20 protein-coding genes and 1 pseudogene are annotated in these 22,180 nt (G+C 41.2%); 8 read left to right on the top strand and 13 right to left on the bottom strand.

The genetic code is table 11. From position 1 onward, the window contains the following. Positions 1-24 precede the first annotated feature (24 nt). The 3 genes from ACH11B_RS22720 to ACH11B_RS22710 all read right to left on the bottom strand — a co-directional run bounded on the left by ACH11B_RS22720 (position 25) and on the right by ACH11B_RS22710 (position 5,526). Positions 25-3,480 (bottom strand): TonB-dependent receptor, encoded by a 3,456-nt coding sequence (locus ACH11B_RS22720; RefSeq protein ID WP_289551620.1) that lies wholly within the window; start codon positions 3,478-3,480, stop codon positions 25-27. A gap of 186 nt (positions 3,481-3,666) precedes the next feature. Further along, on the bottom strand, positions 3,667-4,860 hold the full coding sequence (locus tag ACH11B_RS22715) for a FecR family protein (RefSeq protein WP_289551619.1): 1,194 nt from the start codon (positions 4,858-4,860) through the stop codon (positions 3,667-3,669). Positions 4,861-4,947: 87 nt separating this feature from the next. Then, the gene (locus tag ACH11B_RS22710; protein WP_289551618.1) at positions 4,948-5,526 is read right to left on the bottom strand and encodes an RNA polymerase sigma factor; all 579 of its coding nucleotides are present in this window, start codon (positions 5,524-5,526) and stop codon (positions 4,948-4,950) included. A gap of 289 nt (positions 5,527-5,815) precedes the next feature. On the opposite strand from ACH11B_RS22710, the gene ACH11B_RS22705 reads away from it, so the two are divergent. Continuing rightward, positions 5,816-6,373, top strand: a complete 558-nt coding sequence (locus ACH11B_RS22705) for a Crp/Fnr family transcriptional regulator (RefSeq protein WP_289551617.1) — start codon at positions 5,816-5,818, stop codon at positions 6,371-6,373. Positions 6,374-6,449: 76 nt separating this feature from the next. Beyond that, positions 6,450-7,040, top strand: a complete 591-nt coding sequence (locus ACH11B_RS22700) for an NAD(P)H-dependent oxidoreductase (protein WP_013667468.1) — start codon at positions 6,450-6,452, stop codon at positions 7,038-7,040. A gap of 102 nt (positions 7,041-7,142) precedes the next feature. Here the strand turns inward: ACH11B_RS22700 and ACH11B_RS22695 are convergent, their stop codons facing one another. Together ACH11B_RS22695 and ACH11B_RS22690 are read right to left on the bottom strand one after the other, a co-directional pair. Continuing rightward, entirely contained in the window at positions 7,143-7,535 is a 393-nt protein-coding gene (locus tag ACH11B_RS22695) for a RidA family protein (RefSeq protein ID WP_130855397.1), read from the bottom strand. A 90-nt stretch (positions 7,536-7,625) separates the two neighbouring features. Continuing rightward, the gene (locus ACH11B_RS22690; protein WP_149105843.1) at positions 7,626-8,195 is read right to left on the bottom strand and encodes a Crp/Fnr family transcriptional regulator; all 570 of its coding nucleotides are present in this window, start codon (positions 8,193-8,195) and stop codon (positions 7,626-7,628) included. Between the two features lie 132 nt (positions 8,196-8,327). Here ACH11B_RS22690 and ACH11B_RS22685 point away from each other — a divergent pair, with 132 nt between their 5' ends. Continuing rightward, positions 8,328-8,804 (top strand): DUF4405 domain-containing protein, encoded by a 477-nt coding sequence (locus tag ACH11B_RS22685; RefSeq protein WP_130855399.1) that lies wholly within the window; start codon positions 8,328-8,330, stop codon positions 8,802-8,804. A 224-nt stretch (positions 8,805-9,028) separates the two neighbouring features. Here the strand turns inward: ACH11B_RS22685 and ACH11B_RS22680 are convergent, their stop codons facing one another. After that, complete coding sequence (locus tag ACH11B_RS22680) at positions 9,029-9,808, bottom strand: CPBP family intramembrane glutamic endopeptidase (protein ID WP_377610458.1); 780 nt, start codon at positions 9,806-9,808, stop codon at positions 9,029-9,031. Between the two features lie 332 nt (positions 9,809-10,140). On the opposite strand from ACH11B_RS22680, the gene ACH11B_RS22675 reads away from it, so the two are divergent. Both ACH11B_RS22675 and ACH11B_RS22670 read left to right on the top strand, forming a co-directional pair. Continuing rightward, positions 10,141-11,145 (top strand): sensor histidine kinase, encoded by a 1,005-nt coding sequence (locus tag ACH11B_RS22675; protein WP_377610456.1) that lies wholly within the window; start codon positions 10,141-10,143, stop codon positions 11,143-11,145. Beyond that, positions 11,142-11,849 (top strand): LytTR family DNA-binding domain-containing protein, encoded by a 708-nt coding sequence (locus ACH11B_RS22670; RefSeq protein ID WP_013667462.1) that lies wholly within the window; start codon positions 11,142-11,144, stop codon positions 11,847-11,849. Before ACH11B_RS22675 ends, ACH11B_RS22670 begins: the two co-directional genes overlap by 4 nt. 267 nt (positions 11,850-12,116) lie before the next feature. Here the strand turns inward: ACH11B_RS22670 and arr are convergent. The 5 genes and pseudogenes from arr to ACH11B_RS22645 form a co-directional block, all read right to left on the bottom strand. Next, positions 12,117-12,497: pseudogene (arr, locus tag ACH11B_RS22665) on the bottom strand (NAD(+)--rifampin ADP-ribosyltransferase); the annotation flags it as partial. A 691-nt stretch (positions 12,498-13,188) separates the two neighbouring features. Continuing rightward, positions 13,189-13,608: a hypothetical protein gene (locus ACH11B_RS22660; RefSeq protein WP_130855403.1), complete on the bottom strand. Its 420-nt coding sequence runs from the start codon at positions 13,606-13,608 to the stop codon at positions 13,189-13,191. Continuing rightward, a complete protein-coding gene (locus ACH11B_RS22655) occupies positions 13,605-13,979 on the bottom strand; it encodes a PadR family transcriptional regulator (RefSeq protein ID WP_130855404.1) in 375 nt (124 codons plus the stop codon). Before ACH11B_RS22655 ends, ACH11B_RS22660 begins: the two co-directional genes overlap by 4 nt. Before the next feature lie 139 nt (positions 13,980-14,118). Beyond that, positions 14,119-16,422 carry a cation:proton antiporter gene (locus ACH11B_RS22650; RefSeq protein ID WP_377610454.1) on the bottom strand — a complete coding sequence of 768 codons (2,304 nt, stop codon included), beginning with the start codon at positions 16,420-16,422 and terminating at the stop codon, positions 14,119-14,121. Positions 16,423-16,535: 113 nt separating this feature from the next. Then, positions 16,536-17,567: an LLM class flavin-dependent oxidoreductase gene (locus tag ACH11B_RS22645; RefSeq protein WP_149105837.1), complete on the bottom strand. Its 1,032-nt coding sequence runs from the start codon at positions 17,565-17,567 to the stop codon at positions 16,536-16,538. A 693-nt stretch (positions 17,568-18,260) separates the two neighbouring features. Here ACH11B_RS22645 and ACH11B_RS22640 point away from each other — a divergent pair. Further along, positions 18,261-18,845, top strand: a complete 585-nt coding sequence (locus ACH11B_RS22640) for a Crp/Fnr family transcriptional regulator (RefSeq protein ID WP_149105836.1) — start codon at positions 18,261-18,263, stop codon at positions 18,843-18,845. A 168-nt stretch (positions 18,846-19,013) separates the two neighbouring features. Here ACH11B_RS22640 and ACH11B_RS22635 read toward each other — a convergent pair whose 3' ends face one another. Both ACH11B_RS22635 and ACH11B_RS22630 read right to left on the bottom strand, forming a co-directional pair. After that, the gene (locus ACH11B_RS22635; protein WP_149105835.1) at positions 19,014-19,313 is read right to left on the bottom strand and encodes a GNAT family N-acetyltransferase; all 300 of its coding nucleotides are present in this window, start codon (positions 19,311-19,313) and stop codon (positions 19,014-19,016) included. Next, positions 19,313-19,546 carry a (4Fe-4S)-binding protein gene (locus ACH11B_RS22630; RefSeq protein WP_130855409.1) on the bottom strand — a complete coding sequence of 78 codons (234 nt, stop codon included), beginning with the start codon at positions 19,544-19,546 and terminating at the stop codon, positions 19,313-19,315. Before ACH11B_RS22630 ends, ACH11B_RS22635 begins: the two co-directional genes overlap by 1 nt. Before the next feature lie 299 nt (positions 19,547-19,845). On the opposite strand from ACH11B_RS22630, the gene ACH11B_RS22625 reads away from it, so the two are divergent. Together ACH11B_RS22625 and ACH11B_RS22620 are read left to right on the top strand one after the other, a co-directional pair. After that, positions 19,846-20,346 (top strand): VOC family protein, encoded by a 501-nt coding sequence (locus tag ACH11B_RS22625; protein ID WP_377610451.1) that lies wholly within the window; start codon positions 19,846-19,848, stop codon positions 20,344-20,346. 224 nt (positions 20,347-20,570) lie between these two features. Continuing rightward, positions 20,571-22,082 carry a sulfatase gene (locus tag ACH11B_RS22620; RefSeq protein ID WP_377610449.1) on the top strand — a complete coding sequence of 504 codons (1,512 nt, stop codon included), beginning with the start codon at positions 20,571-20,573 and terminating at the stop codon, positions 22,080-22,082. The last annotated feature ends 98 nt before the right edge of the window (positions 22,083-22,180 follow it).

Raw genomic sequence — 22,180 nt, 5'->3', positions numbered from 1 at the left:
CACCTTAGTTTATTTATAATTGGGTTAAAACACAGCCTTTACGCCAAAACTGATAATTTTAGATTGCGGATAAAATTGACCGGTACTGTTGTTAGCCTCAGGATCCCATATTTTTATCTTGTCAATGGTTGCCAGGTTAATGCCATTGATATAAAAGCGAAGCGTACTCAAGCCTATTTTGTTAACCAATTGAGTTGGTAAAGTATATCCCAATTCAACATTTTTTAATCTTATATAATTGGTGCTGCGGATCCAATAAGTATTATCAGTAGTTGTATAATAGGTGTCCGAACGATTGGTAAGACGGGGATCTGTGTCACTCGGGTTATCAATAGACCAACGATGATTATAATTCCATTCGAGGTAGTTTCCTATTAATCCCGATTCCGTGGGCCCCATTCTTCGCATTCCACCGGTTGCTCCCTGTATCAATATATTAAAGTCAAAGCCCTTATATTGTCCTCCTAGTATTAAGCCTCCTGTAAAAGTGGGCGTGCTATTTTGGTTTAGTCGTACACGATCGTCGCTTGTAATTTTACCATCGCCATTATAATCTATATATTTCATATCCCCCGGCAATAATTTCCCGTTTTTTAATCCAAGAGCAGAATAATCGACGGTATTCGCATCAATAGCGGCTTGATCTTTGAAAACGCCGTCATACAAATACACCAGCCATGAATCCGTAACTTTTCCTATTTGTTGTTGATAAGGTAAAGTATTGGCTACATCACTGGAGTATTGCACATTATTCTTCGCGTAGCCGCCATTCACCCCTATATTATAAAACAGATCGCCAACTTTATCGGTGTAGGTTAATTTAAATTCGTAACCTTTATTAATGAGGTTACCAAGATTTGCAATAGGCAGATTGCCCGAAATACCTGAACTTATAGGTACTACACCGGGATTTTTTGTTAAAACATGGGTCCGTTTATTATAGAATAAGTCCAGCTCCAGAGCCAGCTTATCGTTCAAAAATGAGGCGTCCAAGCCAATATTGCTGTTGTTGGCCACTTCCCATGTGAAGTTTGGGTTTGGAATGGTACTTTCGTAAATGGTTTGATAGAGTAGGTCGCTGAATACACCCTGTCCGGTATTCATCAGTGATAAATATTTATATTCTTGAAGGCTGTTGTCATAATAAGCTTCTGCGCCCATCTGACCCCAAGAACCTCTTAGTTTTAAATTGTTGATGAAAGCAATATTGTTTTTAAAAAAGCTTTCTTCGGATAAACGCCAACCGGCCGATACCCCGGGAAAAAAGCCAAACCTTTTGTTTGGAGGAAAAATATACGATCCATCTACACGCCAATTAAACTCGAAAAGATACTTTTCTTGGTAATTATAGTTTACGCGACCATAGTAACTCAATCGTGCTCTATCATAGGTGTTTTCGTTGCCCAGGGTTTGACGCACACGGTCGCCAAAGTTCAATTGTTCTACTAGTATCGACGGAAAATCCATTCGGGCTGCAAAAAAACCGTTATTGGTCACGGTTTCACGGGTCAGCCCGGCTATTGCGGAAATGTTATGTACACCTTTGATCGTTTTATCATAGGAAACCAAGGCCGATACGTTGATCGCTAATTGATCTTCCGTAGCTTCCCGAAGTTGAGCTTTGGGTTCTATTCCTTTTGGTATATAGCCCGATAGTTTTGGTGTGACCCCATCGGCTTCAAAACTCACTTTATCCCAATCGTATAAGGTCCAAGGTGTTTCCCATCTTTTCGATCTGCCCCAGTATTTGTCGATCGAAGCCGTTCCCGTTAATTTTAAACCCTCTACTCCGGGGATTTTAATATCGATCGCTCCTGTGTTTTGCAAGTAGTCCCTTGTATTTCTATCATATCCGGTTGCACCGGTAGTAATTACAACCGGATTAGCACCATTCTCTAAATCGGGCCCGGGAAGTCCATTAGGCCATGTGGCAATATTGGTAGGAAGACCGCGCGCAAGAAATCTAAAAATATCGCCAGCTCCTCTAGTTGGGAAATTACGCGATTCTTCTCGACCGGTTATCGCTAACCTTGCCGTAACATATTTACCAAAATTGAATTCCAGGTTTGCACGCAAATCGTATTGCTTATAATATGTAGCCGAATTCTTATAAATAGCATCTTGGTTTAAGTACCCTAAGGATATCAAGTATTTTGTCGTTTCGGTACCCCCATTTATTTGTACGTTATGCCGTTGCTGTGGAGACCAATCTTTTAGCGTAGCGGCAAACCAATCCGTATTCGGATAACGTAAAAGGTCTGATCCATCGCTATATTTTTGTCTTTCTTCAGGACTATATTCCGGGTTGATGGCTCCCGAAGTTCCATTGTAGGTACCGGTACCTGTATTAAATGCTTGCCAGATTTCTGTCCACTTTGCGGGATCTTGCGGATATACACCCGTAACCTCGTTAATAATAGCTGTATATTGTTCCGAATTCGCCATTTTCGGTGTACGAGTGGGGCGCTGTATACCATAGGTAAAATCATAAGAAATTTGGGCTTTACCTATTTTGCCTTGTTTCGTCGTGACAAGGATAACGCCATTACCTGCCCGAGAGCCGTAAATGGCGGCCGACGCATCTTTTAATACGGATACGCTTTCGATATCATTCGGATTAATCCGATCCAAGCCACCTGCGCGTTGCGGTACCCCATCGATGACGATTAAGGGTTCACTGTTGCCGCCAGGTAGCGAATTAATACCGCGAATACGAAGCGTAGAGCCGTCGTAGCCAGGTTCTCCACTACTTTGCATGGCTGTTACTCCCGGTAGTCTACCGACAAATGAATTTGAAAGATTAGCCGCCGGAGATCTAGCAAGATCTTCCCCTTTTACGGTAGCTATTGCACCAGATACTACCGCTTTTTTCTGCGTACCGTAGCCTACTATTACCACTTCTGTTAAGGCCTCATTCAACGATTGCAGCTTAACGTCGACGGTAAGATCAGTCCCTATTAGTACTTCTTTTGGTTCATAACCTATATAGCTAAATTGCAACACTTGACCGGTGGATGCCGCGATGCTATACTTTCCGTCGTTATTCGTTATTTCGCCGATAGATTTCCCTTTCAGTTTAATGGTGACGCCCGGCAACGGGGTGCCATCGGAATCGGTCACTATTCCTGTGATTCGTTGTTGGGGTTTCGTTGGAACCATTACAGCGCTAGTAACCTGCTTATCTTCTGTGCGTTTTCGAACAACAATGGATCGATCTCTCACCGTATACGTTAATTGGAGAGGAGACAGAATCATATTCAGTGCTTCAAACAATGGTTTATTATGCACCTCAACCTTTAGGTTGGAATTTGCTCTAATAATCTCTGCATTGCAGACAACCGTATATCCTGTTTGCTTCTTAATTTCCCTGAACAGGTCTACTATCTGCATCTTCGAATTTGAAATGCTGATGTTCTGTCCAAAAGTTTTGGCACGAACTTGACAGAGTGTAAGCAAAAGCAACACGGTTATCATTTTCATTATAATTAGGAATTTATATTTGGGGCATAAGAGGTCTACCCCCAATGATAAAATGTAATTTTTCATTACCTTTAATTGGTTTTAGTTTATAAAAATACGATATCTCTTTTTAGAATTGGAACCTTCGGGCCGAAGAAGCACCACCTTCTTCGGTCTTTCGTTTTCCTTAATTTTCCGGCAGTAAGATTATTTCATGAGCGTCACCCTCCTTCCTTCTATTTTAAATTTTATGCGGCTGTCTACAAGTTGAATCAATTCAAGTACTTTGTCAAACTTGTCATATCTTGATATTGCCCCCCATATGGCTATCTCTCTTAATGGAGGTTCTACAATGATTTCAAGGTCATACCAACGCGCAATTTTATTCATAGCGCTCACTAAGTTTTCGCTATTAAACATAAACTCGCCGTTTTTCCATGCTACCGCTTCACTTGTGTTTACGGGCTGAACGTCTATTCGGTCCGTGCGTGTGATAGACTGCTGTCCGGGTTTTAAAATTTGGGAGATTTTATTAGGCAGCGATACGGTCACGCTTCCCTCTAAAAGAGAAACGATAGAAACCGGTTCATCCCGGTAAGTATTGACATTAAAGTGCGTACCCAACACCCGAACACTTTCATTTTTTGTCCGAACAACAAAAGGAGCTTTTTCGTTTCTTGCAACTTCAAAATATGCTTCTCCTTCTAGTTCGACTATTCTGATGTCGCTTGCAAATTTCTGCGGATACCAGAGTACAGTAGCTGCGTTCAGCCACACCTTGGTTCCATCCGCTAAGGTTACCTGATACTGACCGCCCTTGGGGGTAGACAGGGTGAGTTGCGTATGTTCAATGGTATTCTGTCCGATATTCAGCTCGGTACCATCGTTGTAAGTAATATTCTTGTTAATGACAATGCCAAGATGGGCATCACTTAGTTCGAGTGTTTGTCCATTCGATGAAGTTAATGTCGCCTGGTTGTGCCCGGGAACGAAATTTTCGCTTAACGACTGACCATTTTTTTCGTTTGGTTCGATCACAAAGTAATGTTTACGCAAAAAGAAGATTCCAACAACGAAAGCGATAAAAACTGCCGCAACAGAGCTGTACCGTATTATCTGTCGCCTAAGATGATATACTCGATTTCGCCCCCTTTTATCATTGATTTGCAAAAGAATATCAGTCAGCAACTGCTGTTCTTTGTTACTATTAATTTCATTGTACAGTATCTCATACTCCTGTAATGCACACTCCAGCTGACCGATATCCTTCAATTCATTCGACAATTCGTTAAGACTGGGATGATTTTTCAATAATTGCTGAAGCTCGGCAGACTCATCCACAGTCAGGTTGTCGCTCAAATATCCCTTTAATAATGTTACGATTCGATCTAGGTTTTGCATGGCTCTTGGTTACGTATCAACATAGAAACACAAGAATTTGAAAAACCTTACAGAAAGTTTTAAAAAAAATACATTTTCCGATTTGCGTTACTGAAAAAAGTAGAAAAATAAGATCGCAGCATATAATGAGTCTTTCGTCTTTATATGATCCCGCAAGGTTGCAAGCGCTCTTGATCTATTCGTATACACGGCGTTTGGTGACATGCCCAAATGCAAACCAATCTCATCCATACTCATATCATCAATAAAAGTCATATGAAAAATCTTTCGTTGTTTTTCGGGGAGGCGTTGAACTTCATCCATAATACTTTTCAACAATTCGGCACGCACTATTTGGGTAAAGGCATCTGAATCTTCTGTTAGGAGTTGGCTGTAGTCCTCAATATTTTCGGCATCTTTAAATATCCGGTCTCCTCTTAATTTGTTAAGGCATATATTCTTTGCAGCAATATATAGAAACGCACGAAGTGCGTTCATATTCGTAAAGTGTAGCCTCCTTTCCCAAACCTTGACAAATACATCTGCAACCACCTCTTCTGCTAATTGATGGTTTTTAAGGTACCGCTGCACAAAGTAAAGCAATGGTTTGTTGTAAATACGATATATGCCAATTAGGCCTGCGTCATTGTCATCATGCAGATAATTAATTAAAACGGAGTGGTCCATCAATTTAGCTATTTCTTTAATTCAATGAAATACTTTCTTATTAGGATATCGCTTCAAACGAAGTGTGGTTCACCTTTGTCTTCATCCGCGTTTTTCAAATATAGCTAGCCAAAAGTATAAAAACGATAAACAAGCCGATTGCAGATTTACAATATAGTTTGTCCAAATTAATCAACAATATCCAAGATGACAATATGGATGTAAAAAATGTGCCGGCTGCTTCACCTCCTTCCGTTCTAGCGGCCTGTTTATTATATTTGTTTGAGGATATGCTTTATGCAATAGATAAATGAACAAAAGAACAATAGCGGCAACAAGCGAATGGTATAAATTCAACCACCTTTTTAAACGTTTGGAAATACCTGCTAAAACAATGCTTTTACGCGAGGGAGAAATTTCAAAAAATGCTTATCTTGTAGAAAAGGGTTGTTTGCGGACATGGTTTAACAACGACGGAATCGACATAACTACCCAGTTTTTCTTTGAGGGCGAGGGTGTTTCTTCTATTGAAAGCTTCAGAACAAATGGGCCAAGCCTTTATAGTATTGAAAGTATAGAGCCTAGCATTATACAATTTATTTCCAAGAAAGATTTTGAATTTGTACTGGACAGCTCTCCGAATATAAAAATGGAGATGGAGAATCATCTCTTCAATCGATTTGTTCACTGTCAAAAGCTTTTGCTTTCGCATATTAAAGATAGTCCCCAAGAACGTTATATACAGATCTTGCAGCAACGTCCAGATATCATAAAGCGTATTCCCCAACATTATATTGCATCGTATCTGGGAATAACCAAGGTTCATCTCAGCCGTATAAAAAGCAAGCTGGTCCGAAAGGGAGCGTAATATGGAATTTGATAACAAATGTTATCGTTGAGCGCCATTGAGCTGATTAGTTTTACTCCAAAATAAATAGAGTAAAATGAGAGTGGTCATCGTATTTAATCATCCCTATGAAGGAAGCTATGCAACCGCGATTTTAGCTGCGGTAACAAAAGGGCTGAAGACCGCAGGTCACGAAGTGGACCTTATGCATCTGGACAATGACGGTTTTAATCCGGTTATGTCAAGTGCAGACTTGAAAGGCTTTGTAGAGCACAAAGCCGTTGATCCACAGGTAATAGACTATAATAGGCGCTTAGCGGAAGCGAATCACTTGGTTTTTATATTCCCAATATGGTGGGATCTCATGCCTGCAACTACCAAAGGATTTATTGATAGGGTTCTTACCCCCGGGGTTGCTTATGACCATCATCCGAGAGGCTTCGGATTGATTCCTCTTTTAGAAAATTTAAAAGGGGTAACAATCATCACTACTATGAATAAACCGAAAATTATGTATTCCTTACTGATAGGAAATCTAATCAGCAAAGCAATGCTAAAAAGTGTTTTTAAAACAATGGGATATAAAAATCTTAGCTGGATCAGCTTTAATCGTGTCAAAACAGTGGGTCAGGAAAAACGGGTAAAATGGCTGGCCGGTCTTGAAAGCAGGTTTGCAAAAATGAAATAAAATCTTTCCTAACGTTCAAATATTGGCTTCGGAATAACATGTGTCGGGATAGGCAAAAAGTAAGCTTGGTTGATGCCTTATAAGGAGCACCAACCAAATTTACTATTTTACAACAGTAGCTTCCAGCTCTACATTCAGTGTTTCATACAAGGCAACCACTTGCATCAGTGTAACCACTTGTTTCATGCCATGCTTTGCTACAAAACTACGGAATATGTCAAAACAGTTTTTGATAAACTCATCTGATGAAGTGGTATAAACTGTCAATCTAACAATGTTACGGCACTCGTAACCCGCTTCACTGACTACGGTTTCAAGGTTCTGTATTGCCAATTCCAGTTGGGTACGCATATCGGCGTTGCTCGATGTGCCATCGGCATGTACTGCTGCCTGTCCGGCACAGTATAAAGTTCCTGTTGCCTCCTTTACTTCTACGGCCTGTACGTAGCCGCGTTCTTCCTGCCAAGTCCAGGGATTAATCACTGTTTTTTTCATGATATTTTTTTGTTTTTCTGTACAGCAAAATTGAGAAAACTATACGCGGGGTGTTGTGACTTGGATCACATTTGGCAAATTGTTGGCCGTTTAATTGTTGCGCCAAAGCCGGCTAAGGGTTTCACGAGATACACCCAAATAAGCGGCCAGAAGGGTCTTAGGTACCCGTTGCATCAATGCAGGCTGTTTGCGGAGTACCTGCTCATACCTTTCACGTGGGTTGGCTGTAAGGAATGACAGAATACGCTCCTGAGAAGCCATGTGTCCTCGGTTCGCCTTATGCAGGAAGAAATGCTCCATTTTTTGTAGCTTGGCGCAAATTGTCTGATAGCTATCCAGTGAAAGGCAATATACTTCCGTATCCTCAATACACTGTAAGCTCAATGACGCCGGTTGCCGGGAGAACCAAGCGGGATAGTCGCTTTCCCACCAGTCTTCCATCGCAAAAGAAATAATATGTTCGCGGCCTGTTTTGTCATGATAGACCAGCTTAAGCAACCCGGATATGACCAGGTATACATAACGTACCGGTTCGTTCTTGTCGATAAGGAACCCACCTTTCTTACAATGCTTTACACTGAAGTGCTGTCGCACAAAAGTGTACTCTTCGTCACTCAATGGTACTACTTGCTCTATATGCCGTCGAAGCATTTCTTCCATATGCGTAAAGATAGGAATTTAGGTAATATATGTAATTCAGCCAATAAATATCAGCCGTTACATTTGATAACAAATGTTATTGTACCCAAGATTTCTCCCTACATACATTTGTAGAAATAAACACGTGGACACATGAAGCTTAATAGAAAGTACATCACACCTTTTATCACCCTTGTTTTTCTCGTTGTAGCCCTATCTGGCCTGCTGATGCTTTTCCATCTATTTGATGGTTATACGGAAGTTATGCATGAAAGCCTGGGATTGGTTTTTGTCATTTTTGCCATCTTTCATATTCTTGTCAATTGGAAGAGCTTACAAACCCATTTTGGAAAAAAAGTTTTCTTACCCGCCGCCATCGCCGTCGCGGTGGTTTCAACTGCCTTTGTTATACATCAAAGAGGTAACCCAACCCTTGATACACTGATTGTCAAACGAATAGTCAAGGCTCCGATAATGAAAGCTTTTCAAGCCTTAAATATCGATTATGATCAGGCATTGCGAACACTTAAAAGTAATGGCATATTCATTGGTGATTCGAAAACAATCGAAGAGATCTGGCAGAAAAACGAAGTGTCGCCCCAAGAAGTGATTGATTTAATAGTCAACTAGTTTTAATAGCAAAGCGAGATAGCCAACGTTGTCATTGCGTGCTGTCTGGCAGATTCGTTTTCTTCAAAATAAATAGGTTCGCGTTTTAAAACAAGTATGCAATTTCAAAAGAAAAACTGGAAAAGCTTGTCATAACCAAGCTTTTCCAGACATCCCATGTCCATCGTAAGGCAAATATAGTTATCCCGCAAGTTTCGTTAAATCGAAAGAATTTTGCTTATTCTTCATGATTCACTCAGCTTGGTTCTATATTGCCAAAAAAGAATAAAAGCTAAACCGATGCAGATCAAATACGGTAGAACAACAGTAAAGAAGTTGTAATGATGCTGGCTTTGTGTAACGTGTATGATCCCATCAATTTCACCGGGGGAGGTGCGTGGAATCAAAGTCTGCGCAAAATTCCATCCGGTATGTAATCCAATGGACAGAAATAATTTCTTGGTCTTTAGATAAAGAAGGCCAAAAAGGAGTGAACCAACGCCAGTGGTAAGTAAGGTGAGCATAAAATCACCGAAAGGCATGGCTAGGTGAACGTGCATTAATCCAAAGGGCACCATTACTACTAATTGCGCCGGCCATGCGCCGTAATGTCTATGTAAGCTTTGAAACGGATAGCCACGAAAAACAAATTCCTGTGCAAAGGAGGAACAGAAGCAGTTTAAAAAGATAGTAAGAATAGGCCCGGCGTTTATTCTATCGCTGAATACCCATTGATCGCCTGTTAAAACGAAAGTAAGAGAAGCGGTAACAATAAGCATCAGCACGCCAATGCCCAGGCCAAGGAAAAGTTGAAGGTAGTTCATGCTGTTTTTAGGGATAAAGCCAATGGACGTTATATTTTTCCCTTCCCGCCTTAAAAAGATAAAACTGAGTACGAAGGAAAGACAAAAGAAGAACAGCGGACTGTTTAATGGCCGAATCAATCCGGCAATGATCATCGCTGCGCCGAGTAGGATAAAGTAAATCACTACGTTAACAAGTGGTATTAATTTTTTGCTCATCATTTGTAATTTATTTAATGTCAACACAAAATGACAAAGTAGAAATGAAGCAAAAAAATAAAGTCGACAGGGCCCACCCACTTATCGACCAATAGCTTTTGTACGGTAACCAAGTAAAAGGAAATCCTTCGTTGCCAAAAAAAGAGGCTTCGTAGGAAACCGAGTAGTCTTGGTCTATTTATTTTGGGGCGAGCTATTTAAACAGCTATATTTACCGTATGCAGCTTCAAACCACTGTGCTTCAAGCAACTGTTTACCGTATTTATCAGCAGAGGGCACTCAGGCTACTGTTACACCTTTGTTTTTGGCTATTTATGTTGGCGGTAAAAAACTACATGGCGTCCATAACCTTTAACGTCTATAATGGATTACCGACTACGACGCTGTTTAAAATAAATTTGTATAGTACCGCATTGTTGGCTGCTTTTTATTACATCCTGGTTTACGGGCTTTATCCCCATGCTATCAGGGTGAAAAGTATGGTGGGTAGCCTATTTGGTTTAATCATGCTGTTTATTTTGTATACTGTCGCAGACGGCTACATGGAGGCAGCTTTATTGAGGAACTGCACCGATTGTATGGCGCTTATAGAACGGAACAATCCCAACTACCATAAATTTCTCCAACAGCAACTGAGCAATGTCGTGTTTAAGCGCTTTATGAGCTTAGGTTTGCCACTTGGTATTATTTTCATGCTGGGAATGCCGATAAGCATAAAGGTAGGTTTGGCCGCCTTGCGTAATGCTTATGCGAATGCAGAGCTTATCAAAGAAAAAGCAAAGTTGGAGCTTGATTTTCTTAAAGCACAGTTCAATCCACACTTTCTCTTCAATTCATTGAATAATATATATGGTTTGATTTTACGTGGGAATATCGCGCAATCCGCTTCGGTGATCGCTCATTTATCAGCGTTTTTGCGTTATACAACATATGAAGCCAATAACGAATGGATGCCTGTTGCAGAAGAAACGAAGTTGATCGCGAACTATATTGAATTAGAAAAAATACGGCTCAACCACACGAAAGTCAGCATGGAGGTCACGATTGAAAATCCCTCGGTACAATTGCCATCCTTGCTATTGATGCCATTAGTCGAAAATGCGTTTAAGCATACGGAGGATGTTCCCGGCGCTTTTGTCCATTTTGTGATTCACGTAAGTGATAAACAACTGTATTTTATGGAAGAAAACACAATAGGTGATTCAGAAGAAAATAAATATGGCGGATTGGGTTTGCAGCATTTGCGTAAAAGGCTGGCTTTTTTTTATCCCAATAAACATCAATACGAATTGGACGAACAAGCAAATAGCTATCGAGTAACCTTAATCTGTAAATTATGAGTATCTCCTGTATAATTGTTGACGACGAACCCATTGCTCGTGACATTATAAAAGACCATCTTGAAAAGTTGCCGGATTTCGAAATAAAGGACTTGTGTATAAACGCCATGGAGGCTTATGAAGCACTATACACGCAGCAAATAGACGTCATGTTTTTGGACATACAGATGCCACGGATTGCGGGTACGGAATTTCTCCGCTCCTTGCGGAACCCTCCCTACGTAGTGTTTACCACTGCTTATCCACAATTTGCTGTTGAGGGATTCGACTTAAATTCAGTTGACTATCTGGTAAAGCCCATTACCTTCGACCGCTTTTTGCAAGCTGCCCAAAAGCTAAGGGAGCGCATGGCCACCCGTACTGTTAATTTAGAAACAGATAGCGAACGCACTTTTATATTTATCAAGCAAAACAACAAATTGATACGGGTAAACTTTGAAGAAATTGTTTATGTGGAGGCGCAGCGTGATTTCTCGATGGTACATTTAGCAAACGGAACTACTATGATGATGAGCATGAATATCGGGATGGTCGAAACACTACTGCCTCAAGCTATTTTTCTTAGAATTCATCGATCCTATATCGTACAACTTGTCAAAATTAAAGCGATCACAGGAAATCTTGCCAAAACTGATTTGATCGATCTTCCTATTGGACCTAATTATCGGGAAATACTCTTGCAGAAATTGAATATTTCATATTAGTTATTGGCCGACAAGAAGGGATGAACTGCTATGGAAATTCCATCCGTCCTTTCATGATAGATAAAGAAGGTCGATGGTAAGATCTAGGGGAAAGCTGAAAAACAAATAAAGCCTCTAATTAGAGGCTTTATTCTTTTACTTGAAAATGTACGCATTTATTTTTATCGACTATTTAATTAACGTTGAGAAGCGATCTTTATTGTGCTCATGAAAAATAAAACTTCTTGGGGATCTTTGTCACCTGACATTGGACAGTTCAATAGGATGCTAGTTGATAATTTCTCCTTTGAGATTCGCTATCTTTTGCTGCCACTGCTGTCGTTCTTCAGGCGTTAATCGTACCCAGTCTGTAATCTCCCCAACAATTTTCAATGGTTCTTGACTGCGATACGAACGGGTTGGATTGCCCGGAAATTTCTTGTCGGTAACATTTGGATCATTTTCAAAGCTACCCGTTGGCTCAACGATATAAATGCGGTCGGGCCCATCACCTTTCGCTAGGGCCGCTGCAAGTCCCGCTCCATTAATCAAAGCTGTAAAATATATATGATTCATTACAATCTCGGGTTTGTAGTTCGAGTTGTACCCTGCTGTTAACAAATCGCCAACCTGTAAATCCGCTTTCGTTCCGTGATAAAAAGGACCCTTGTCAGAACTCCGATCCCTGAATGAATCAGCTAGTTCATAATTCTTTTTCGCATTATCAAAGTCATGTAATTCCTCATAGCATTTTGCGATGCTTTCATATAGAGAAGGAAAAGCGCTCTTGACAGCATCATCATTTATCTCGGATGCAGAACGCAAAGCGGTGCCCAGCCATTTTAATTTGTCCGCGACATTCTTTTGGTGTCGAGCTACGTAATAGGCCGCGAGAAATCGTTCAAAATCGTTTGTTGCTTCATACGAGGCTTGAAGAAATAATTTACTTGCTTCTTCGGGTTGGTTATTATCCTCCATGCTCATGCCCTGAAGGCAGAGTTTAACGACCTTGTTGTTTGGGTTGAATTCCATTTCTTAATTATTTTCTCTGATCAATTGACTTCATATGAATGTTGTTGCTTTCCCAAATTGCCGAAGCGTACAAAGAGATTCGAATTGCATGAGAAATCAATATCCTAAGAGACTACCATGCTGTGTGAAATGTTACATTAGATGCATCTTTTCAATAAAACAAAAGTTATCGTTCTATCGATACTGAATATGCTCCGGAATACGCCTTTAAAGATATTAATTTATATGTGCTTTGACAACCTAGGGCATCTGTTTTTACTGATACCTTGATGATGGCCTCCACCGGAAGGCGTAAGCCTGGCCTGAGATAGGCGGCAGGAGCTTCCGATTATTCAAAGAGGTCGGTTCTAGCGATCCCCTTTATGGCATTTCTACCTTTCAGCAGATATATACCAAAGTGTAACAAGAGTATAATTGACCAAATAAAGGTTCCAGTCTGAAAGCTCTTGAAACTTTCATTAATACTTGCAAGATCCAGTTTAAACCAGATGAATGAAATAAGAGTAAAAATTAGGAACGTATAGAGATGGAATCGAAAAGTAAGTGAGACAATTGACAGTGATTGATTTGCTTTTTTGCCAAAATGCCATCCTGCAAGAAACATGGAAATAAAGTATAAAGTTGCCAATACCCACGTTAACACATACTGTTGCTGAGTTAGAAAAAAGGACAATAAGTACCGGAATAAAATAGTTGTTCCCATTGCTACGGCTGCATAGCCAATCTGATAGGTTGTTAAGCTTTTCATAACGTTTCCTCCATTTTTAATAGTTTGGTTATTTTAGAGTTGAAAAATAACTGAATGTTCCGTTCAACAAATCTTGTGAACAATTCGTTGCCCAATGCCGTCAGGTAGTAATACTTACGTTCCGGACCCTTGTGGCCTTTTCCACTTTCGAAATCTACTGCTCCTATATGATGGAGTTTTCTGAGATTCCGATAAAGGCTTTGTTCTTCACACTGCATAGTATATTTTGATTCAATTTCAATAAACAGCTTGATTTCGTCTACATATTTTTTGCCATCTTTCAATGCCATAAATATCCAAAGGGTAAGTTGGCCCTTTTTATACGTTTCCTCCCAGGCCGAAAGCAGCTCATCAACTAACTTATTCTTCATGTATTATTCAAGTTGTATAATACAAATGTATAGTGTTAAATTTTAATATCCAAATATTTGTGCTGTGCTGAGGTAGGGTGGAATAAAGGCTATGGCTGCAGGAGGAAGAATAACTACGGATGCGGGACGAAATCCTGTTTTATACCTCCAAAAAGTTCCCCTGATGATTTTCTAAACAAGCTTTTATTCTACGTGTATCGCCCACGAGCCATACAACATCATTAACGAAGATCATTTCCGACGAACCTGGGTTTAGCATTCGGTTTCCGGTCCTTTCAATACCCACAACCTGGCTACGCAGATCTTTTCGGATACCGGAGGTTTTGATCGTTTTACCGGAATAGGGATTGGCTTCGGTAACCTGTACCTTAATAAGCTGTATATAATTGATGTCAATATCTTCTTCATTATCAGCTTGCTGGATTGTTTGGTCAAATAGTAGTTTTACCTGGGAAATCTGTTCGTCAGTTCCCAATATGCCCACTTTGTCGTAAGGCAATATCCGATGTTTTCCGTTTGGCAGATGAATGGTTCGGTCGTTTCTACGTATATACACAATATGTATCCCGTACTTCTCTTTCCAGTTAAGTTCGTACAAAGTCATTCCTGCAAAAAAAATGGTGTCGACTGCTTCCAATTCGGTTACGTAAGCATTCCATTCCTGAAAGTGCTTTTTTGCTTCCTCATTTTTGTGTTGTAGTGCAATATTTCCTTTATTTTGAATGTATGCAAGCCGTTCCCTTTCGTTTAGATTGGATATAAACCGTTGCTCTATTCGCTGGTGAATCTTCTGAACCTTATCTGAGAAAAACCAGAGCAATACTACAATTACCGGAACAGCAACCATCAGTGCGTATTTGGTTGTCGTGATCTGATCGATAAAGAAACCTATAAGAAATATTCCTAAAAGATATCGGACAGCATGAAGGGAGATAGCCGTCACCGAATAGTTCAGGTAATAGGAATTGACGGTTTCATTCCCGTCTTTTACAGTAATCTTTTTGTTGAGGATAGCCCATAGGAAAGGTGATGCCAGCAAGGTTGCTGCGCTTATCAACACCACATTTCGCCAAAGCACACTTTCTATTTGCGTAGTCAAAAACGGAATGAATGTGTATTTGAACAGCAAGGTAATCGCGACAAGTATAATGCTATTGGTGATCAGGATTCTATTATACTCCTGCAGCATTTTTTTCCAAAGCGGATTGTCTTTATTTTTCTGCGTTTCGGAAGTGTAGACATCCAACCGGGCTACCCATTTTACCGGAAGTATCTTTACAATTGTGCCGTATAATGGTTCCGAAAATTTAATCAGATAGGGTGTGGTAAACGTAGTGATTGCCGATACACCGACGGCAATAGGAAACAGAAATTCTGAAATAACGCCTAATGACAATCCCAAAGCGGCAACAATAAAAGCAAATTCACCAATCTGAGCCATACTGGAACCGATCTGTACAGCTTGTTTTAACGGTTGCCCGGAAATCAAGGCTCCTAACCCACTGAAGAAAAACTTTCCCACAATGGTGAGTGACGTAACGGCCAATATAGGGCCTGCATAGGTATACATCGCTTGTGGATCGATCATCATACCTACAGAGACAAAGAATATGGTGCCGAAAAATTGTTTAATCGGTTGGGTAAGGTGTTCGATCTTTTCTGCCAATACGGTTTCTGCTATTAAAGAACCCATTACAAATGCACCTAATTCGGCCGAAAACCCTACCTGCGTAGCCAACAATACCATGCCGAAACAAAGTCCTATTGCAAGAATGAGCACCGTTTCTTCGTCCATCCACTTTTTGGTCTTTTTTATAAATACCGGCAGTAGATAGATCCCTACTAAAAACCACAACACCAAAAAGAAGCCGAGCTTGAGTACGGTGAAAAGGATTTCTGAGCCGTGAAAAGTTTGTGTTACGGCAACGGTAGATAGCAATACCATCAACAGGATAACAATAATATCTTCTACCACCAGTACACCGAAAACTACTTTAGCAAACTGTTTGGGTTTTAAACCCAGTTCATCAAAAGCCCGCAGAATAATGGTAGTGGAGGAACTTGCCAACATACCCGCTAGGAAAAGACTATCCATTTGACTCCAACCCAACAAATATCCGGTAAGATAGCCGCCCAAACCTACAAATACAATTTCGATAACGGCCGTAATGGATGCCGAACCACCTACTTTCACCAGTTTTTTAAAACTGAATTCCAATCCTAAACTGAACAACAGCATGATGACGCCAATCTCTGCAAAAGTCTCTACGTTTTCGTGATCAGCGATAGTGGGTAGGTAATCGAAATGTGGGCCAACTAAAAAGCCGGCAATGATATAACCTAAAACCAAGGGCTGCTTAATTCGTTTAAAAAGAATGGTAACCAAAGCGCCTACCAAGAGAATCAGCGCCATATCTTGTATTAGTTCGGGTAAATGAGCCATCTATATTTTTGTATCCTTTGCTATTGAGATGTTATTGAATTCGGTGGAAATATTGATAACGGACGAATTGATCAAGCAATAATTTCGCAAAACCTCTTCCTTTATAGCAGCATCTACTTCTGTCGATTATTCTGCCTGACTTGTGGAATCACGCTGGTGCCGATTAACTCAATAGTTCGCATTAACTGCTGATGAGTAAGGCCCGCCATATCCATCTGGAAGGCAAAACGGTCTACTCCACCTAGGGCTTCGCTATGGCGCAATAGCTTTTCAGCTACTGTATCCGGCCCACCCACCACAAGAACACCTTTTGGGGAGATCCCTGCATCAAACTGTGCTTTGGTGACAGGTGGCCAGCCGCGCTCGCGGCCTATTTTGGTCCATGAATTCACATAGCCTGGATAATAATCAGCGATCGCCGACTGGTCCGTCTCGCCAACGTATCCCGGCGAGTGCAGTCCGACCTTCAATTCTTCCGGCTTAAAGCCCGCTTCCTCTCCAGATTTTCTGTAAAGATCTACCAGCGGCCGAAAGCGCTCGGTTTCGCCACCGATGATGGCTACCATTAAGGGAAGGCCCAGCATCCCTGCACGTACAAAAGATTGCGGCGTGCCACCGGCACCTACCCAAACAGGTAACTTTTTCTGAAGCGGACGTGGATATACCGGTTGATTTTTCAATGCTGGTCTGAACTTACCCGACCAGGTGACAAATTCTTCGTCCCTGATCTGTATCAGTAACTTTAATTTCTCTTTGAACAGAGCGTCATAATCGTTCAGGTTATATCCGAATAATGGAAATGCTTCTGTCGCAGAACCTCTTCCAGCTACCATCTCAGCGCGACCTTTCGAAATAATATCCAATGTTGCGAATTGTTGGAATACACTCACAGGGTCAGAAGTACTTAAGACGGTCACGGCGCTTGTCAGCCGGATCTTTTTAGTGCGGGCTGCTGCAGCTGCGAGTATCATTGCGGGAACAGAGTCCAGGAATTCTTTTTTATGATGTTCGCCGATACCAAAAAAATCATGACCGGCCTCATCCGCCGCAACGATTCTTGCCAGCAACTGCTCCATGGCATCTTCACTGCCCAAATCGTTGCTTCCGTACATCGCTGAAGCAAAACTATCTATGCCTATTTCCATAATAAATGCTCTTGTTTTTTAATAATTTGCCGTATTCAGGTTCCTTAACCCGCACGGTGTGTTAACAATATGTTGGTTAAGGTTATCTCTCATCATGATAGCTGCTTGGTTGGTCATCTCTTGATAGTAAAAGTGATGGCGGTGATCGATAAACAAGGCAACGCCCTGAGATCATGCAGGATGTTGCTTTGTCAGCGACTTTGCTTATTGTGCCGAAACAGGCCTATTCAATAACTGCGACGATACTGCCTTCCGGACGCAGCAAGGCCTCAAGGCCTCTTTTTACATTTTTTGACATGATGTTGTTTTTTATGGTTAATTATTAAATAGAAAAGCGCAACATATGTAAGAGACACTGTTGGCAAAACGGCTGGCCAGAAGGATTTTGCTACGAGGATGATAGAAAGAAAAGCATAGTCCGGATCTCATAATATCTTGTGTTTGTTAATGCAACAAAGTTCGTGATCAGGAGAAATCTTAAAGATGATATTTGTCAGAAAAACCCGTAGATATTTGTCTATTAATTTCTTCGCTCGTACACTTGGATTAAAAACAATGAAGGCATCACAATTCATAAGTATCGATTTATCAATCCATTATACAGTGTTATCTCCCGTTATGCTAGTAAGAGTCTGCATTTAATTTTATATTTGCCTGAACAATTTATAATATTTAAAGATACGCGAGACCGATATGTACGACGCTTTTTTTGACTACCTGAGTAAATTCAGCTCTGAGCCGCTTTCAGACGATGATAAGGCATTGATAAGGCGAACATTTATTCCATCGAAATTAAGGAAAAGACAATTTATGCTGCAGGCCGGAGACCAGTGTAAGTATTTTGCATTTATCGTAAAAGGTGCAATGCGAATGTATTCAGTGGATGATAAAGGCACCGAACACATTGTACGGCTAGGTGTCGAAAACTGGTGGATGGGTGATATGGAAAGTTTTGTGATGTTCCTACCAAGCCCCTATCATATTGAGGCGTGGGAGCACTGTGAGCTGCTTTATATTACCAGAGAAGGTGCTATTGACCTGCAGAAGAAGGTCTTGGCGTTTTGTGAAATGAAACAGCAACTTGACGAGCGCAATCATATGGCCAACAATCGGCGCCTGGCCTCTGCCATAAGCGCTACCGCAGCTAAGCGTTATACTGATTTTATAGAATGCTATCCTGAACTTTACAAACGTTTCCCGCAGCATATCCTCGCTTCCTATCTTGGTATTAATAAGGATACGTTAAGTCGTGTCAAGCGCCAGCGCTACCAAAAATAACCCGAACGATAAAGAATGTCCGGTTTTGTCGCGCGTACATTCAGAAGAATTATACATGTAGAAAAAAAGGTGTAAAAAACACATGCGTCGGATTTACTTCGCGCAGCCCCTGATTTAACGTATTTATATCTAAGAGCGAAGAATCCGTTTATATGCCGCGGTATGACATCAATGCCAGTTCTTTTCCCAAACATCCTCATATTCTGCAGGGTGGCGTCTGAATTGCATATTCACATAGGGGCAAAGCGGTATGATCTTCAAACTCTTCTCTTTTGCATAGTTTACCAGTTTTTCGAGCAACAACTTTGCGAAACCCCGTCCTTCAAACTCGGGAGCCACTTCGGTATGGAATACGGTCAATCTTCCATTCGTGATGGCAATGTCCATTTTACCGGCTTTGATCTCGTCAGTGAAGAGCTCTACCTCGCCGTAGGCACGACCCTTAAAAACTACTGTTGTCCTCTCCATTATGGTTTAGTTTCGTCTCCGGTAATGTTAGTTTGAATGCTCAATGCCCCCGAGGGGCAACTGGCAATCTGATCGATCAGTTCCTGAGTAGTCGCATTTTCCGGTCGTATCCAGGGTCTGGCTTTGAGATCATAAACCTGAGGGAGTGTCCGGACACAAAGGCCCGAATGAATACATACTTTTGGTTTCCAGAGGATGGTAATATCACCATTCAGATATTTTAGTGTTTCCATAGCGTACTTTTGAAACTTAAAGTTAAAACTTATAAAAGCGCACAGTTAGCAAGTCAAAACCGCCTTGTGTAACGACTGATATAAGTTGACACACAAATCTCTGTAATCAGGCTAAAACATAAAGATGACATTTATCGCAAAAAGTAGTAGATAAAAGCCTACATACCGTTCGGGCACGACTAACTTATCCTTATTTCATCGACAATTATCTACGTTGTTTTTCTGCAAATATCGTCTTTCCGATTCGCCAAAATTTCGAAATTTGTTAACGGCTGACATGAATGTTAATATCAAAACGAATGAAGGATTATAAAGTACCCGCACAAACCCGCATCGGGCATGTGCATTTAAAAGTTAGCGATATTCAAAGATCACTGGCCTTCTACCGAGATCTATTAGGATTTGAGCTGGTTGCTATGTACGGCAATCAGGCTGCCTTTATTTCAGCAGGCGGCTACCATCACCATATCGGACTGAACACATGGCATAGCAAGGGCGCTGGTCCGGCACCGGAAAATGCACCGGGTTTATACCACACGGCAATTTTATATCCCGAGAGAAAGGATCTAGCTGCTATTTTGCAAAGGTTGATCAATGAAGGGTATCCAATTACCGGTACATCAGACCATGGGGTATCTGAAGCGATTTATTTAGACGATCCCGATGGCAATGGTGTGGAGCTGTATTGGGACCGTCCGAGTGATAAATGGCCAACTGACGAGCAGGGCAAAGTGATCATGTATAACCGCCGGTTAGATATGGAAGGGCTGCTCAGCTTATTGAATCATGACCAAACTTAAAACCACTGATTCTTCCCACAATATAAAACGGTGTGAGATTATGATAGGAGATAAAGATATCCTGGAATATTGATTATAGAGAAGCAAAGATGAAAATTTGAGACAAATAGGCTATAAATTGATCAACCAGGTCGTTCACTTTTTTTTAGCTTTGAATAGTCGCCATAACATTACTAACCTTTACAGGTGGCGACATTTTCCGATTACGTCAATTATCGATCAAGATGATAAAAAAGAAAACCTGGAGTCTCTTTATATTACTTTTATGTATAGCCGTATGCCCACTATCAGGACAGGATATTAACGAGAATAGCAAACAAAAACGGCCCAATATACTGTTTATCCTGGTGGATGATTTAAAACCGGCCTTAGGCACCTATGGAGACCCCGTGGCCATTACGCCGAATATGGATAGGCTCGCGACAAAGGGAATGCGTTTCGATATGGCTTATGCTAATCAAGCAGTATGTGCACCTTCCCGTTTTAATTTAATGTTGGGAAGCCGTTCTTCGTCGTCGGGCATTTATGGATTTGGCCAAAATTTCCGCGACTATTATCCAAACGCTACAACATTGCCCCAGTTTTTTAAAGGACAGGGTTATCACACCGAGTCAATGGGTAAGGTGTTCCATATCGGGCATGGTACTTACAATGATGAACAATCGTGGAGCGTGCCCCATCATAAAGATTTGGTCATTGAATATGTCGATCCCACAAGTAAGCAGGAGGGCTTCACCCGAGAGGAGGCGTTGTTCTCAAATCAAAGTGCAAAAGGTTTACCACGAGGAGTGGCATGGGAGTCTCCGGAAGTTGCTGACGATGCATATGCGGATGGACGAACGGCCGCTCGGGCAGTTAAGCGGCTAAAGGAGCTGAGTGAGAACAAGCAGGATGATCAACCTTTTTTTCTTGCAGTAGGTTTTGCCCGACCCCATCTTCCGTTTTCAGTGCCCAAAAAATATTGGGATCTTTACCAAAAGGAAAACCTTCCTTTGCCTACCTACGAGAAAGCACCGGAAGATGCTCCATCTTATGCAGTAAAGCGTGACACGGAAATTGATCAATATAAGCCGGTACGACCGTCTTCAGAGCAGGATCCATTTCCGCTCGAATTAAAACAGCAACTTATTCATGGTTATTATGCCGGAGTTAGCTATGTAGATGCGCAGATTGGCAAGGTGCTACAGGCCTTGGAAGACTCGGGGCTTGATGAAAACACCATTGTTGTGCTCTGGGGAGACCACGGTTACCACTTGGGTGAAATGGGAATATGGACCAAGCATGTCAATTACGAACGCGCTAACAAAATTCCGCTGCTTATTGTTGCCCCTGGTGTTTCGCAACCCGCTACGGCAACTTCTGCGCTTGTTGAAACGGTAGATATTTATCCAACCCTCGTTGAGCTTGCCGGTTTTCCGCAGCCCAGAGTTGAACAGCCTTTTGATGGTGTCAGTTTGGTGCCGCTATTCCGCAATCCCAAAGCTAAGATCGGTGATCATGCCTACCATTGCTTTCCACGTGGTGGACGTTTGGGCCGAGCTATTCGTACAGATCGCTATCGTTTGGTGGAATGGAAGAAAATCGGGGAACCAGTCGAATCAGCAGAATATGAATTGTATGATTATCAGTACTCGGATGTAGAGATGAAAAACATCGCGAAGGATGAACCTTCCATTTTGGAGGAGATGAAGAAGATATTAGCCTCGCATCCCGAAGCTGTTCCATCCAAACCTTAATATTTATTACCTGACTAAATGTAATCGGTTTAATTTTGTCGCATTTTTCCAAAGTGCCAATAGTTATCTAAAACTATTTTTGTAGAAACATTAAAATA

It is taken from the genome of Olivibacter sp. EAT-5 (genome assembly GCF_044784325.1).
Classification (GTDB): Bacteria; Bacteroidota; Bacteroidia; order Sphingobacteriales; family Sphingobacteriaceae; genus Olivibacter; species Olivibacter oleidegradans.
This window is presented reverse-complemented; position numbering and strand designations above follow the sequence as displayed.